Below are 14,756 nucleotides of genomic sequence, written 5' to 3'. Positions count from 1 at the left end.
GCTGAAGAAAACAAGCCAACCGATCAGGTTTTCGGTCAGATTGCTATTGATGCGATTTTCACGCCTATCAAAAACGTGAAATACAGCATTGAAAATACCCGCGTAGAGCAGAAGACAGACTACGAGCGTCTGTTGGTTGAGATTCAAACTGACGGCTCAATCCATCCGGAGGAAGCACTGAAAGGTGCTGCCAACATTCTGATTCAGCACTTCATGCTGTTCTCTGATAATACGATGACTTTTGAATCGGCTAAGCCCGAAGAAGAAGAAACTGTAGACGAAGAGACGCTGCACATGCGCAAGGTTTTGAAAACGCCATTGGCGGATATGGACCTGAGCGTGCGTGCTTACAATTGCCTCAAGGCTGCCGACATCAAAACGTTAGGCGATTTGGTGCAGCTGGACATGAGCGACATGATGAAGTTCCGCAACTTCGGTAAGAAGTCGTTGACGGAGTTGGAAAACCTCGTGGAGGAAAAGGGTCTGACTTTCGGGATGGATCTGGGCAAATATCGCCTCGACGAAGACTAGTCTTGAATAGCCGAATGGCTGGACTGTTAAGAGGTTGCTCGATGAGCATACCGCCAACGGTTCGGCCATTCGGCTATTCACTTATTACAGAATACACACTTTTTTCACCAGTAAGCCCTGAGGGGCGTCGGTACTAATGTGGAGGCAGCTAGGCTGCTTACCCGCCGTGGCCGGCATCCGCAAGCTTACATTTTCTCTCTTTTATGCGTCACGGTAAATCTATCAACCACTTGGGTCGTACTACGTCCCACCGCAATGCGATGCTGTCGAACATGGCAATTTCGCTGATTCAGTACAAGCGTCTGACCACGACGGTAGCAAAAGCTAAAGCCCTGCGCCAGTTCGTAGAGCCGCTGCTGACTAAGGCAAAGAATGATACTACGCACTCGCGTCGTACCGTATTTGCTACCTTGCAAAGCAAAGAAGCTATCAAAGAACTGTTTGGCGACGTAGCGGCTAAAATTGCTGGCCGTCCGGGTGGTTACACCCGCATCATCAAATTGAGCCAGAACCGTCTGGGCGACAACGCTGAAGTGTGCATCATTGAGCTTGTAGACTACAATGAAACGCTACTAGAGGCGAAGAACGCCGGTGAAGCTAAGACGACTACCCGCCGTTCGCGTCGTGGTGGTAAGAAAGCTACCGATGATACCACTACCAGCGCCACTGAAGTAAGCGGTGAAGCTATTGCTCCGAATGCTACTGTGGAAGTTTCGGCTCCCGCAGATACCCCTACCACCACTGTGCAAGAAGGTGAAAGCCGCGAAGAAGCACAGGAGCGTGACGAAGAAGCTGCTTCGTAAGCAACTGCTCTGAAACGAAAAGGACTGGCCGCAAGCCAGTCCTTTTTTGTTGTTTGCCTACACGGCATGGATAAGAAGAGTACAGCTTCCCTGTCGAATTTCTTACCTTGCCCCACCAAAACACCCCGTTTGCTGCTGTTTCGCTCAACAGCTGGCGGCTACCCTACCACTTTTCAACCTCTCATACTTTTCAACATGAGCATTATCACCTCCATTCACGCTCGGCAGATTTTTGACTCTCGCGGTAATCCTACCGTGGAAGTAGACGTGACGACAGATTCTGGCGCTACTGGTCGGGCTGCCGTGCCTTCGGGTGCCAGCACGGGTAAGCACGAAGCCGTAGAACTGCGCGACGACGATAAGTCGAAGTACATGGGCAAAGGCGTGCTGAAGGCTGTGGACAACGTGAATACCAAGATTGCAGAAGAACTGATTGGTTTCTCGGTGTATGAACAGGCGTTGCTCGACAAAATCATGCGCGAGCTGGATGGCACACCGAATAAGGCAAACCTGGGTGCCAACGCCATTTTGGGCGTATCGCTGGCTGCTGCTCGTGCGGCGGCGCAGGATGCCGGTATGCCACTCTACCGCTATGTAGGTGGGGTAGGGGCTAATACGCTGCCCGTGCCCATGATGAACATTCTGAACGGCGGCTCGCACGCCGATAACTCCATCGACTTTCAGGAGTTCATGATCATGCCAGTCGGTGCGCCTTCGTTCTCGGAAGCGCTGCGCTGGGGCACTGAAATCTTCCACAACCTCAAAAACGTGCTGAAAAAGCAGGGACTGAGCACGAACGTGGGTGACGAAGGTGGTTTTGCACCGAACATCAAATCCAACGAAGACGCTATTAAAGTAGTGTTACAAGCTATTGAGGCAGCTGGCTACAAGCCCGGTGACGACGTAATGATTGCCATGGACGCCGCGGCATCAGAGTTCTACTCCGATGGTCACTACCACTTCAAGAAGAGCACCGGCGATAAGCTGACTTCTTCGGAAATGGTAGCTTACTGGACCGACTGGACCAAGAAGTACCCCATCATCAGCATTGAGGATGGTATGGACGAGGACGATTGGAGCGGCTGGAAGAGCCTGACCGACAGCATCGGCTCGACTACCCAGTTGGTAGGCGACGACTTGTTTGTGACCAACGTAGAGCGCTTGCAGCGTGGTATTGACGAGAAGATTGCCAACTCCATTCTCATCAAGGTAAACCAGATTGGTACCCTCACCGAGACGATTGATGCCGTGAACCTGGGCCGTCGCAATGGCTACAAGAGCATCATGTCGCACCGCTCGGGCGAGACGGAAGACAGCACTATTGCTGACCTGGCCGTAGCGCTGAACACGGGTCAGATTAAGACGGGCTCTGCTTCGCGCTCCGACCGTATGGCTAAGTACAACCAGTTGCTTCGCATTGAGGAAGAACTAGGCGAAACTGCTTACTTCCCCGGCAAAAAAATGTAAATCACGGGTTCTGCTGCTTAGCAGGATTTCACTGATTCCATGAGAATGGCACCGTTGCTTTCGAGCGGCGGTGCCGTTTTTGTTGTCAGCGGTATCAACTGAAATCTTGATATTTGTGGTAGGCGCCTGCTTTGGGGCGTTTCCTACCTTGTTCTACTTGCTATGAGCCTGCTCGACGTATTTCACCGTGTGCCCCGCTTTTTGCGCAGTTTCTACTTCTTGGCGGGAATGGGCTTTTTGGTGTGGATGTTCGTCTTCGATGCTAATGACTTGGTGAAGCAATACGATATGTACGCCAAATGGCGCGATTTGCAAACCGAGCGTGATTACTACCTTAAAAATATTGAGCAGGTGAAGCAGGACCGCGCCGAACTATTGAGTAGCCCTGAACTGCTAGAAAAATTTGCCCGCGAAAAGTATATCATGAAACGGCCGGGAGAAGACGTGTTCATTCTAGTGCCGCAGGAGGAAGAATAAGCCGCAAAAGCCGGTGCCAGCCAACGCAGCACCGGCTTTTGCAGTAACAAGGACATGGTCTATTTTACCCAGTTGTTGCGAACAGCTCTTTTTACCTGTCTATTATTCGTTTGTGGTAGCTTGCTGCTGGCAGCGGAGCTACCTCCTAAAAAAGCGTCGCAAGTGCAGCTGACGCGGAAGTTCTTGCTGACGGTGTTGCAAGGCAAATACCGCGACGCCTACCCCCTCCTGACTCCCGAAACCCGCCAACGCTTGACTACCGCTCAGTTCCGTACGGATAGCCGCGTACTGTATGAGCAAGGAAAGCGGTTTGGGCCGCGCATCACGCTCTACAAGCTAGGGTTTCGCATTGGCGACGATCAGAAGGCGCATCCGTTCTACCAATTCCACTTTGCCAGCGACACGCTTCGGCCAAAGCCGCAGGTGCTGTTAGACGTTAGCTTCCGAGATTCGACCGCTACTCAGGTGCTGACGTTTGGGATGGTGCCGGCGCCGCAGAAACAGAAAAGAAAATAGAGTAGGAAACACTGTCATCCTAAACGCAGCGGAGCGCAGTGAAAGACCCTATCACGCTAGAACGACTGACGTGCCAACGACTCGTCTTGACGTGATAAGGTCTTTCACTGCGCTCCGCTGCGTTCAGGATGACAAGAAGTTTCCTACTCTATTTTCTTGCCCGACATAGCTTGTTTGATAGAAATGTTCATCACGCGCTCGGCGAAGGGGCGGGTGTATTCTTCCAGCGTGTCCATGGCCTTCAGGATGGTATCCTTGTCGTTGGTGGCGAGGCTTTCGCGCAGAACTTCGGTGAGGGCCGCCGTTTGGGTGATTTCCGTTTCTTCGAGGTATTGCGAATTCTTGTTGACAAACCGCTCTACCTGATACAGCAGCTGGTCGGCGGCGGTGCGGGCCTCAATCACCATGCGGGCCGATACATCGTCGCGGGCGTAAGTGAGCGAGTCTATAAGCATTTTCTCTACCTGCTCGTCGGTGAGGCCGTACTGGGGCTTGATTTCGACTTGTTGGCTGACGCCTGAGCGTAGTTCAATAGCTTCTACCTTCAGAATACCGTCGGCGTTCAAGATAAAGTTGACATCTACCTTGGGTAGGCCGGCGGGCATAGCCGGGATGCCGCTCAGCACGAACTCTCCCAGCTTGCGATTTTCCTTCACCAAATCTCGCTCGCCCTGGTACACAGATACCTTGAGGTTGACTTGCCCATCCACAGAAGTGGTATACTGGCGGCCAGCCTTGGTCGGAATCTTGGAGTTGCGCGGGATGATGGAGTCCATCAAACCGCCCATGGTTTCGATGCCCAGCGTGAGGGGCGTTACGTCGAGTAGAAGCACGTCGCGGCGGTTTCCGGCCAGGATGTCGGCTTGAATGGCGGCCCCTAAGGCTACCACTTCATCGGGGTGCAGCGAATTATTGGCGGGCTGTTGGAAAAAGGCCGATACAGAATCGTATACCAAGGGCACACGGGTAGAGCCGCCTACCAGCAACACCGCATCCAGGTCTTTGGGGGTGAGTTTCGCGTCGGATAAGGCCTGCTGACAAGCATCCATTGTTCGGCGCACCAGAGGTGTGATTAGCTCATTGAACTTCGCCTTGCTTAAGGGTAGGCGCACCTCATCAAATATCACCTCAAACTCGTCGTTTTGACTGAGGTGGCGTTTGGCCTGCTCGGCCAACAGGCGTAGTTGCTGCTGAGCCGTTACGTTTTGGAACAACAGGGGAGAGAGCTGGTACTCGGTAGCCCAGTAGTGGTAGATGGCCTGATCGAGGTCGTCGCCACCGAGGTAGGTGTCGCCGTTGGTGCTTAGTACTTCGAAAATGCCTTGCTGAATGCGCAGAATTGAGATATCAAACGTGCCACCTCCCAGATCATAAACGGCCACAGTTTTTTCCTCGTCGGGCGAGAGACCGATGCCGTAAGCCAGTGCGGCGGCGGTAGGTTCGTTCACGATACGTAGCACCTCCAAGCCTGCCAAACGGCCCGCGTCGCGGGTAGCTTGGCGCTGCGAGTCGTTGAAATACGCCGGCACGGTGATAACAGCGCGGTTAACGGGCGTTTTCAGGGCGTGCTCAGCGCGCTGGCGCAACTCTTTCAGAATCTCCGCCGATAACTCGATGGGCGAGTAGAACTGTTCACCTACCCGTACCTGTACTAAGCCTTCCGAATTATCATCGATAATCTTGTAGCCCAGCTGGTCGGCGTGGTTGCCTAGGTCTTGATAGGCTTTTCCTAGCAGGCGCTTCACCGAGTAAATCGTGTTCTGCGGGTCAGTAAGCAAATATTGCTTGGCCTCGGTACCCACAATAGGCGCGGTACCATCGGTCGGGAAGTGCACTACCGACGGCACAATAGTGCCTCGGCCTTGGTCGTTGATGGCCACGGGCTGGCGGGTTTCCGGGTGAATGTAGGCCACCAGCGAATTGGTAGTACCCAGATCAATTCCAACAATAATTTCTTCCTGTTGCAGGCTCCCGGTGGAGAGGTTGATTGCGACTTTAGCCATAAGATGCGAAAAGCAGCGCGCCAAGCGCGCGATGAGGCGAACGGTAGGAGTATAGGTGTTTGATTACCTATACGAATAAAAGAACCGGTGCGGGCGCGCAAAAGTAACGAAGAAACAACGCCGGGGTAGTTGGGCAGTTGGTCAATCTCGGGGTGATATTCCCAAAGGGAAGTATTTTCCTTGTGCTTACCCTACCGTGAGATAGAAGGTGCCAGATTACTTAATGAATAGAATTTCAGAAGTAGTGCTAAGCTATACTGTGCCGCTTTCAAGTAGGGGCCTGGGTCGCGAACTTGTTCAATAGCAAGTGGAACAAGGCATGGTTCGAGACTAAACGCCAGCTATGCGGCAAAATTACCCCTGTGTAGGAGCTGCATCGTATGGTGGGTGGCCGTTTTACATGAAGCTGAATACAGGCGCGTCTTTTTAAATTTTTTGGTGGCGAAGCTAGTCGAAAAGGCCTCTGGAAGATGCCATGACAATATAGGGTCGTCCTAATAAAATGAAGTAGGCGGAAACTGAATCATCCGTTAACATTGTTCGTATAGGAGCAGATAAGCACCAGGCAAATGTGTTGGTGCTTTTTTCTTCCAGTAAGAACCTTACTCCCAATGGAAAAGCCGAGTGTAGTACATCGTCAGCGACTGAAGCGCCGGGCCAAGCGGCTCACGCGTCGAATTATGCCTTTTGTGGCCGCCTTGTTTCTGGCCACGCCGGTAGCGGCACCCGTCAGCAAAACGCTGGCGCGCGCTCGTACGCACCAAACCCTACCCACGGCCGAGGAGATGCGCGCCACTTTCCTGAATCAGCGGTTCGACAAGCTGTATCAGGATATGAACTTGGAAGCGCAGGGTATGCAATTCGGTGTGTTTGAGAAAGCTATGACCGGCTACCTCAACTTAAAAAAGGCCGATAAGCTGGGTGAGAAAGACCGCCTGACGGTTATCGATTTCAGCCTACCTTCCACTGAAAAGCGCCTGTGGGTGCTGGACCTGGACAGCAAACAAGTACTTTTCCACACGCTGGTAGCGCACGGCCACAACTCTGGCGAAAACATGGCGACCAACTTTTCCAACGAAAACGAGTCGAATATGAGCAGCTTGGGTTTCTATGTGACGCAGGCTGAGTACGTGGGTAAACATGGCCGCTCTCTGAAGCTGGTAGGCCTCGATGAAGGCTACAACGACAATGCGCTGAAGCGCTCCGTTGTGATGCACGGCGCCGATTATGTGAGCGAAGACTTTATTCGGCAGTATGGCCGTTTGGGTCGCAGCCTGGGTTGCCCGGCCTTACCCATGGACCAATACGCACAGATTATTGATGCAGTAGGCGGGCATACGTGCTTGTTTTTGAACGGCAACGATGCTTCTTACAGTTCGCACTACCTTGATCAAAACGTAGCCGCACAGGCCCTGGCCGCTGCAAATTCTAATACAGGACAACTGATTTAATTTCAGACTACTCCTAATCGTAAACAGCCGCTGCGAAAAATTCGCGGCGGCTGTTTGCGTTGGTAGCACAGGTTGTTTTTACAAAGTAATCCCAAACTTCTGCCCTACAGTTTCCAAGTCTTTCACCACGGGGTCGAGAAGCGGAATGCCTTCCAGCAGCCGCTTGGTCGACGATTCGCGCTCTGGGTCGCCAGGAATAAGCACTTGCTGGCCAGGCACGGCGCGGGCGTTGCGGAAGGTGGAAATCCAATTGTCCATGTGTGCTTTGAACTCGTCGGCGGGGCGGAAGGCGTCTACGCGCATCGCCCCGAAGAAGTGCCCAATGCCCTGGCCCACCGGATCGACGGGCGGTTGCAGAAACGCCACGAAGGGCGGCACCCACGGCCCGTAATTGGCTCCGCTGAGCACTGCCGAAAAAATATCGACCACGCTACCCAGGCAGTAGCCCTTGTGTGAGCCGGTTTCGCCGCCCAGCGGTTGTAGGGCGCCACCATCCTTTAGCTCATTCGGGTTGGTTGATACGTTGCCGTCCTTGTCCTGAATCCAGCCGGTAGGGGCGGGTTGGTTCTTGCGTTGCAGAATTTCCAGCTTGCCGTTGGCAGCAGTAGTGGTAGCAAAGTCCGCCACAAAGTCGGGCTGCTCAGCGGCCGGAATGGCTACGGCAATGGGGTTAGTGCCCAGCAATCGGTCGAGGGAGTGGGTAGGAGCCACCAGGGGCGAGGCGTTGGTCATGGCCAGCCCAATCATATCGTGCGCCAGCGCCTTCATGGCATGGTAGCCCGCAATACCGAAGTGGTTGGAGTTGCGCACCGATACCCAGCCCGTGCCCGCCACGCGCGCTTTCTCAATAGCCACCTCCATGGCCTTGGGCGCTACCACCAGGCCCAGGCCTCCGTCGCCATCCACCACGGCCGTACTGGGCGTTTCGTAGGTGACTCCCACGCGGGGGGTAGGGTTGATGCGGCCGGCTTCCCAAAGTCGCACATAGCCAATCAGCCGCGCCACACCATGCGAGTCTACTCCGCGCAAGTCGGCCGCCAGCAGGCTTTCGGTGGCTAGGGTCGCATCGGCCTGCGGGCAGCCCATGCTGCGGAACACGTTTTCGGTGAAGGTGAAAAGATGGTTGTAGGAGAAGGTCATGTGGTTGTGAAGCTATTTCTGTGAAAGAACGTCATGCTAAGCGCAGCGTAGCGGAGTCGAAGCATGACAGGGTTGCTATGACGCCAACATCTCTGCCAGCATGCCTTCTTTCAAAGCGTAAGCCGAGGCAATAATCTGCGTGAGACTATAGGTTTGCAGCACGTAGTCGATAAGGACACTGGCCACCACAATCATATCGGCGCGCATAGGCAGCATACCAGGTAGGGCACGACGGCCAGCATTATCCAGGGTGCGGAATAGGCGGTAGCTTTCGTAGAAACTTTCCGACGAGAGGGTAGTAGCCGGCGGTGGGGTAGGGCGCGGCTCGCCCACACGGGCGGCGTGCATGTCGGCCAGCGTATCGAAGGTGCCCGACGAGCCTACCAGCACCGTAGGCTGGTACTGCTGCACAGCCGCCGTAAGGGGCGCCAGCGCGGTAGCCAAGTAGGCCTGCTCGTCGGCAATATCAGAGGGTAGGAGGGGGTCGTGGCGGAAAAACTGGTCCAGCAGCCGTTGCCCGCCAATCTCGAAGCTCTGCTTCCAGAAAATGGTATCGGCATCGGCAATGATAAACTCCACCGAGCCGCCGCCAATGTCCATCAGTAAATGGCGAGTACTACCCAGTGGCACGGCCTGCCGGATGCCGTAGGCAATCAGCTCGGCCTCGCGGGCGCCGTCTATAACGTCTACCTGAATGCCCGTTTCCTCGAACACAAGCTGCACAAACTCGCGGCCGTTGCGGGCCACGCGCACGGCGCTGGTGGCAGTGGCGCGCACTTCGGTTACTTGGTGCAGTTCTATTTCCTCTTTGAAGCCTTGTAGCGTATGCAGGGCACGGTCCATGGCGGCGGGCTGCAACTCGCCCTTGCTCACCCCGCCTTCGCCCAGCTTCACGCCGGCTTTGGTGCTCAGCAACGTTTTGGGCGCTACATGCGCAGCCTCGGGCAGCTCCACAATCAGCAGGTGAAAGGTATTAGTGCCCATATCAATCAGGGCAAGGCGACGGTGGCGGGTTGGGTGCATAGGTAGGGGCACGTTACGCACCCATTGTTTTTGGGTGCGTTTTGGCTAGGGACAGGACAAAATAACAGTTGTTCAACGAGGGGCGCGCAACGTGCTCCTAGGTAGCAAATCGGCAGAAGGTGCCCAGCGGCAGCTTGCGCTGGCCTTGGTCGTGCAGGTAGATTTCCCCGATTTCGCGCTGCCCAGCCGACACGCCGAAGATGGCGGTGGTCAGATTGTCCAGAATCAACGCCGAAAAGCCCAGCGAATACAGGTTAATCAGAAAGAAATGATCTTGTGGGTCTAGCAACTCGCGGCAGAGCTTGAGCATCTCGTTCAGTTCGTCTTCCAGCTGCCATTTTTCGCCGTTGGGGCCGCGGCCGTAGGCGGGCGGGTCCAAGATCAAGCCCTGGTATTTGTTGCCCCGCTTCACCTCGCGGCGCACGTACTTCATGGCATCTTCCACCAGCCAGCGCACACCGTCAATGCCCGATGCTTCCATGTTGTCGCGGGCCCAGAAATTTACTTGCTTCACCGAGTCGAGGTGCGTCACGTCGGCACCGGCGGCGCGGGCGGCCAGGGTAGCGGCACCCGTGTAGGCAAACAGGTTCAGCACCCGCGGGGTAGGGGCACGGCGCTTTTTGGTTTGCTCGAATATAAAACGCCAGTTGGGGTCCTGCTCCGGAAACAGCCCCACGTGCTTGAACGACGACAAGCCCAACCGAAATTTCAGGTGCAGGTCGCCCTGATCGTAATTGATTACCCACTGCTCAGGCATGCTGGGCTTCAGCTTCCACTGGCCGCGTTCCTGGCTGCCTTTCTCGCGGGTGAAAGTAGCGTGGGCGCGCTGCCACTCCGAAGCCGGCAGGTGCGGATCCCAGATAGCCTGCGGCTCGGGTCGGGCCAGAATGTATTGGCCGAAGCGCTCCAGTTTCTCGAAGTTGCCTGCGTCCAGCAGTTCGTAGTCAGGCCAGGTGCCGGTGGTAAGGAAAGAGTACATAGCCACAAAGGTAGGGAGTAGGGTAGAACGCCGCGCCGTATCTTTGCAACATGACGACCACGCAGCTTTCCTTCTTCAAGTACCAAGGCACCGGCAACGACTTCGTGATGGTAGATGACCGGGCCAATCAGTTCGACGCCGCCAACCACCAGCTCGTGCACCGCCTCTGCGACCGGCGCCGCGGCATTGGGGCGGATGGCTTGATTTTGCTGCGTCTGCATCCCGAGTACGATTTCGAGATGGTGTACTTCAATGCCGACGGGCATCTGGGCTCTATGTGCGGCAACGGCGGACGCTGCACCGTAGCCTTTGCCCGCCAGGTAGGCGTAATTGATACCACCGCCCGTTTCCTGGCCGCCGACGGCCCCCACGAGGCCAGTATCGACGCCGACGGCACCGTGCACCTGCGTATGCAGGACGTAGCCGGGCAAGAAGAAGTAGCGGCTCACGACGGTGTATTTCTGAATACCGGCTCGCCCCATCTCGTACGGTTCTTACCCGCTGAGTCCTTGGCTGCCTTCAATGTGTTTGCTGAGGGTAGGGCCGTGCGCTATGGCGCGCTCTACGCCGATAAAGGCACCAACGTCAACTTCGTGGAAGAACCTAGCGCGCCTGATGCGCCCTGGCAGGTGCGCACCTACGAGCGCGGGGTAGAAGACGAAACTCAGAGCTGCGGCACCGGCGTAACGGCCGTAGCGCTGGCCGCCTCACGGCGCGGTGCCGGCAGCCCCGTGCACCTGCGCACACCCGGCGGCGACCTGCGCGTGGCCTTCCAGACGCATTCTGACGGCTCGTTTACCAATATCTACCTCAGCGGCCCCGCTACCCGCGTGTTCGACGGAACCATCGAAATAGCGTAGCTTGGCTCAAAAGAACGTCATTTCGACCACAGGGAGAAATCTCGCGTGCTGATGGTAGATACTACCTGATGTCAGCACGCGAGATTTCTCCCTGCGGTCGAAATGACGTTCTTTTGGCTCGTCTTATTACCAGTAGTTTAGTCTCTATTCGCGAATTTCTATTTTGAGTTGATGCTGCGTTGTCCATTAGTGAGCTTGCGGGCGCTGGAAAAATCGGATTTAGACTTTCTCTATCAACTCGAAAACGACCCCGTGATTTGGGGCGTGTCTGACACGCTGGCGCCCGTGTCGCGCTACATGCTGCGCCGCTACCTCGACCACGCCGCCGCCGATTGGCACGAGGTGCGCCAGCTACGCCTGGTGATTTGTGCCACCGAAGATGAGCGGCCCATTGGTACGCTCGATTTTTTCAACTACGACCCCTTGCACCAACGCGCGGGGGTAGGCATCACCATCCTGGCCACCGAGCGGCGGCAAGGTTTTGCGCTGGCGGCCCTGGAGCTAGTGCTCGACTACGCCTACCACACCCTGCGCCTACACCAGTTGTACTGCACCGTATCGGCGCGCAACACGGCCAGTTTGCGCCTGTTTCGGGCGGCGGGTTTCCGGCGCGTGGGCGTCCGGCGCGATTGGCTGCGCACGCCCACTAGCTGGGACGATGCCGTAGAATTTCAGCGGGTGCTCACGGCACCCGCATCCCCCGAAGCAGCATTTGAGGAAAAAGCTAAACAGTAGCGGAAAAAGCCCACGGAATTGCCCTAGCTCAACAATATCTTTTTGTTGGCAACTCCGTATGTCAGAAATACTACGCTACAGGTAAGTGTGAGATCTGCTGTACGTGGGCCATCCTCTACTTTTTTACTGCTTTTGTACATGCCGTCTCCGCCTTCGGCCAAAGAACCTGCGCGCGATACTGTAGCTGCCGCTTCCGTTCCTGTTTTACATCCTCTTCCCGCTACCAACGATACCACCGTGCCTGATTTGGTGTGTTTTGCGCACCTGCACTGGGATTTTGTATGGCAGCGCCCCCAGCACTTGTTGTCGCGGTTCGCGCAGCAAGGCCGCGTGTTCTACGTCGAAGATGCCTTTGTTCACCCCGATCAGGTGGAGCCGCACCTCGAAATCAAGGACCGGCAGAATGGGCTGAAGGTAGTAGTAGCGCACCTACCCCACGGCCTCGATGAGGCACACAGCAACCAAGTACAATACGAGCTATTGGCCCGCTTTTTTGGCGAAAACAGCATCGAAAATTATATTTTTTGGTACTACACGCCCATGGCGCTGGACAAGTCGCGCCAGTTTAAGCCCCTGCTGACCGTGTACGACTGCATGGACGAGCTGGCCGCCTTTAAGTTCGCGCCGCCCACTTTGCGTGAACGAGAGCAAGAGCTATTTGGCAAAGCTGACCTAGTATTCACCGGCGGGCACACGCTCTACGAAGCCAAGAGCCAGCAGCACCGCGACGCGCACCCCTTCCCGAGCAGCATCGATAAGGAGCATTTCGGACAAGCCCGCCAGGAGATGCCCGAGCCAGCTGACCAGGCCGGCATTGCGCACCCGCGCGTTGGTTTTTTTGGGGTAGTAGACGAGCGCCTGGACATTGAACTGCTGGGTGCATTGGCCGAAGCCCATCCCGAATGGCAATTTGTCATTATCGGGCCCGTGGTAAAAATCGACCCGGCTAGCCTGCCGCGCACCGCCAATATTCATTATCTCGGCGGCAAAGATTATCAGGAACTACCCGCCTACCTACGGGGTTGGGATGTAGCAACGCTCCTGTTTGCCGACAATGAAAGCACCAAGTTTATTTCGCCTACCAAAACGCCCGAATACTTGGCTGCTGGCCGCCCGGTGGTGAGCACACCCATCCGCGATGTGGTGCGGCCCTACGGCGACCTGAACCTGGTGCACATTGCGTCCACTGCCGACGAGTTTGCCCAAGGCATTGAAAAAGCCTTGCAGCAACACCAGGATGCCGACTGGCGTCAGCGCACCGACGAGTACCTCGGTACCATTTCCTGGGATTTAACCTGGGAGCAAATGGTGAAGCTCATGCAGGACCGCATAGAGCGCAAAACAAATCCGACCTCAGAAGATTCGGCTGCCAGCCCTACCCCCGACGAGCGTTTATAAGCACCTGCTCCTACACTAACATTTCTACATACAACCCAAAACACCCCTCTATTATGTTTGACTATCTCATCGTCGGGGCCGGGTTTGCCGGCAGCGTGCTGGCCGAGCGGCTAGCCACTCGTTCCAACAAGAAAGTACTCATCATTGATAAGCGTAGTCATATTGCCGGCAACGCCTATGATCATTACAACGAAGAAGGTATCCTGATCCACAAGTACGGTCCGCACATCTTCCACACCAATTCCAAGGACGTATTCGATTATCTGGGCAACTTTACGGAGTGGCGTCCCTACGAGCACCGCGTGCTGGCCTCGGTAGACGGGCAGTTTGTGCCGATGCCGATTAACTTGGACACTATCAACAAGCTGTATGGCCTAAACCTGACCAGCTTTCAGGTAGAAGAGTTCTTTGCCTCGGTGGCCGAGCCGGTAGCCAATATCAAGACCTCAGAGGATGTGGTAGTGAGCAAGGTAGGGCGCGAGCTGTACAACAAGTTTTTCAAGAACTACACCAACAAGCAGTGGGGCCTCGACCCTTCGCAGTTGGATAAGTCGGTAACAAGCCGTGTGCCTACCCGCACCAACCGCGACGACCGGTATTTCACCGATACCTACCAGGCCATGCCCTTGCACGGCTACACACGCATGTTTGAGAAGATGCTGGACCACCCCAACATCAAGATCATGCTGAACACGGATTACCACGAGGTCATCGACTTCATTCCGTTCAAGGAAATGATTTTCACGGGTCCGGTAGACGAGTATTTCGACCACAAGTTTGGCAAGCTTCCCTACCGCTCACTGGAGTTCAAGCACGAAACCCTGAGCAAGGAAAAGCACTTGGCCGCGCCCGTAGTGAACTACCCCAACGACAACCTCTACACGCGCATCACCGAGTTTAAGGCCCTCACTGGCCAAGAGCACCCCAAAACGGCGCTGGTGTACGAGTACCCACAAGCTGAGGGCGACCCATACTACCCCATTCCAATGGCCGAAAACGCGGAACTGTACAACAAGTATAAGAAGCTGGCCGAGGAAACGCCCAACGTACACTTCGTAGGCCGCTTGGCTACCTACAAGTACTACAACATGGACCAAGTAGTAGCTCAGGCTTTGACCTTGTACAAGAAGCTGACGGAAAAATCAGACGAGGCAATTAAGAAGCCTGCCATTTCCGGCTCGACCTCGCTGGTTGAAAAGTTGGTATCCCGCGATCCAGCCAAGCCGAAAGCGTAGGTTGCGTTAAGAGCCGGCTGTCATCCTGAGCTTGCGAAGGACCTTCTCACATTTGAACGATTATCATAACAATGACTCGTTCTGGCGTGAGAAGGTCCTTCGCTCTGCTCAGGATGACAGATCTTTTACAACTTCACC

At 55.3% G+C, this 14,756-nt stretch carries 14 protein-coding genes; 10 read left to right on the top strand and 4 right to left on the bottom strand.

What is annotated here, in order from left to right; all coding sequences use genetic code 11:
• The 5 genes from J4D97_RS20035 to J4D97_RS20015 all read left to right on the top strand — a co-directional run.
• Window positions 1-531, top strand: a 531-nt coding sequence (locus J4D97_RS20035) for a DNA-directed RNA polymerase subunit alpha (protein WP_279592465.1), incomplete at its 5' end; no start/stop codon positions are given.
• A gap of 203 nt (window positions 532-734) precedes the next feature.
• The gene (rplQ, locus tag J4D97_RS20030) at window positions 735-1,334 is read left to right on the top strand and encodes a 50S ribosomal protein L17 (RefSeq protein WP_208309112.1); all 600 of its coding nucleotides are present in this window, start codon (window positions 735-737) and stop codon (window positions 1,332-1,334) included.
• Between the two features lie 195 nt (window positions 1,335-1,529).
• The gene (gene eno, locus J4D97_RS20025) at window positions 1,530-2,801 is read left to right on the top strand and encodes a phosphopyruvate hydratase (protein WP_185284346.1); all 1,272 of its coding nucleotides are present in this window, start codon (window positions 1,530-1,532) and stop codon (window positions 2,799-2,801) included.
• 162 nt (window positions 2,802-2,963) lie between these two features.
• The gene (locus tag J4D97_RS20020) at window positions 2,964-3,278 is read left to right on the top strand and encodes an FtsB family cell division protein (RefSeq protein ID WP_185281338.1); all 315 of its coding nucleotides are present in this window, start codon (window positions 2,964-2,966) and stop codon (window positions 3,276-3,278) included.
• Between the two features lie 120 nt (window positions 3,279-3,398).
• A complete protein-coding gene (locus tag J4D97_RS20015) occupies window positions 3,399-3,794 on the top strand; it encodes a hypothetical protein (RefSeq protein WP_185281337.1) in 396 nt (131 codons plus the stop codon).
• Between the two features lie 143 nt (window positions 3,795-3,937).
• On the opposite strand, the gene hscA is transcribed toward J4D97_RS20015, so the two are convergent.
• Window positions 3,938-5,797, bottom strand: a complete 1,860-nt coding sequence (hscA, locus tag J4D97_RS20010; protein ID WP_185281336.1) for a Fe-S protein assembly chaperone HscA — start codon at window positions 5,795-5,797, stop codon at window positions 3,938-3,940.
• 611 nt (window positions 5,798-6,408) lie between these two features.
• Here hscA and J4D97_RS20005 point away from each other — a divergent pair.
• Entirely contained in the window at window positions 6,409-7,248 is an 840-nt protein-coding gene (locus J4D97_RS20005; protein ID WP_208309111.1) for a murein L,D-transpeptidase catalytic domain family protein, read from the top strand.
• 78 nt (window positions 7,249-7,326) lie between these two features.
• Here the strand turns inward: J4D97_RS20005 and J4D97_RS20000 are convergent, their stop codons facing one another.
• The 3 genes from J4D97_RS20000 to J4D97_RS19990 all read right to left on the bottom strand — a co-directional run bounded on the left by J4D97_RS20000 (window position 7,327) and on the right by J4D97_RS19990 (window position 10,390).
• Entirely contained in the window at window positions 7,327-8,388 is a 1,062-nt protein-coding gene (locus J4D97_RS20000; RefSeq protein WP_208309110.1) for an Ldh family oxidoreductase, read from the bottom strand.
• A 75-nt stretch (window positions 8,389-8,463) separates the two neighbouring features.
• Entirely contained in the window at window positions 8,464-9,411 is a 948-nt protein-coding gene (locus J4D97_RS19995) for a phosphatase (protein ID WP_208309109.1), read from the bottom strand.
• Window positions 9,412-9,508: 97 nt separating this feature from the next.
• Complete coding sequence (locus J4D97_RS19990) at window positions 9,509-10,390, bottom strand: class I SAM-dependent methyltransferase (RefSeq protein ID WP_208309108.1); 882 nt, start codon at window positions 10,388-10,390, stop codon at window positions 9,509-9,511.
• 50 nt (window positions 10,391-10,440) lie between these two features.
• Here J4D97_RS19990 and dapF point away from each other — a divergent pair, with 50 nt between their 5' ends.
• From dapF to glf, 4 genes are all read left to right on the top strand, one after another.
• Window positions 10,441-11,250, top strand: coding sequence for a diaminopimelate epimerase (gene dapF / locus J4D97_RS19985; RefSeq protein WP_208309107.1), 810 nt, complete (start codon window positions 10,441-10,443; stop codon window positions 11,248-11,250).
• A 171-nt stretch (window positions 11,251-11,421) separates the two neighbouring features.
• Complete coding sequence (locus J4D97_RS19980; RefSeq protein WP_185281330.1) at window positions 11,422-11,985, top strand: GNAT family N-acetyltransferase; 564 nt, start codon at window positions 11,422-11,424, stop codon at window positions 11,983-11,985.
• 138 nt (window positions 11,986-12,123) lie between these two features.
• Window positions 12,124-13,383 carry a glycosyltransferase family 1 protein gene (locus tag J4D97_RS19975; RefSeq protein ID WP_208309106.1) on the top strand — a complete coding sequence of 420 codons (1,260 nt, stop codon included), beginning with the start codon at window positions 12,124-12,126 and terminating at the stop codon, window positions 13,381-13,383.
• Between the two features lie 53 nt (window positions 13,384-13,436).
• Window positions 13,437-14,618 (top strand): UDP-galactopyranose mutase, encoded by a 1,182-nt coding sequence (gene glf / locus J4D97_RS19970; RefSeq protein ID WP_185281328.1) that lies wholly within the window; start codon window positions 13,437-13,439, stop codon window positions 14,616-14,618.
• Window positions 14,619-14,756 lie beyond the last annotated feature (138 nt).

This window comes from Hymenobacter defluvii (assembly GCF_017589435.1).
Classification (GTDB): Bacteria; Bacteroidota; Bacteroidia; order Cytophagales; family Hymenobacteraceae; genus Hymenobacter; species Hymenobacter profundi.
This window is presented reverse-complemented; position numbering and strand designations above follow the sequence as displayed.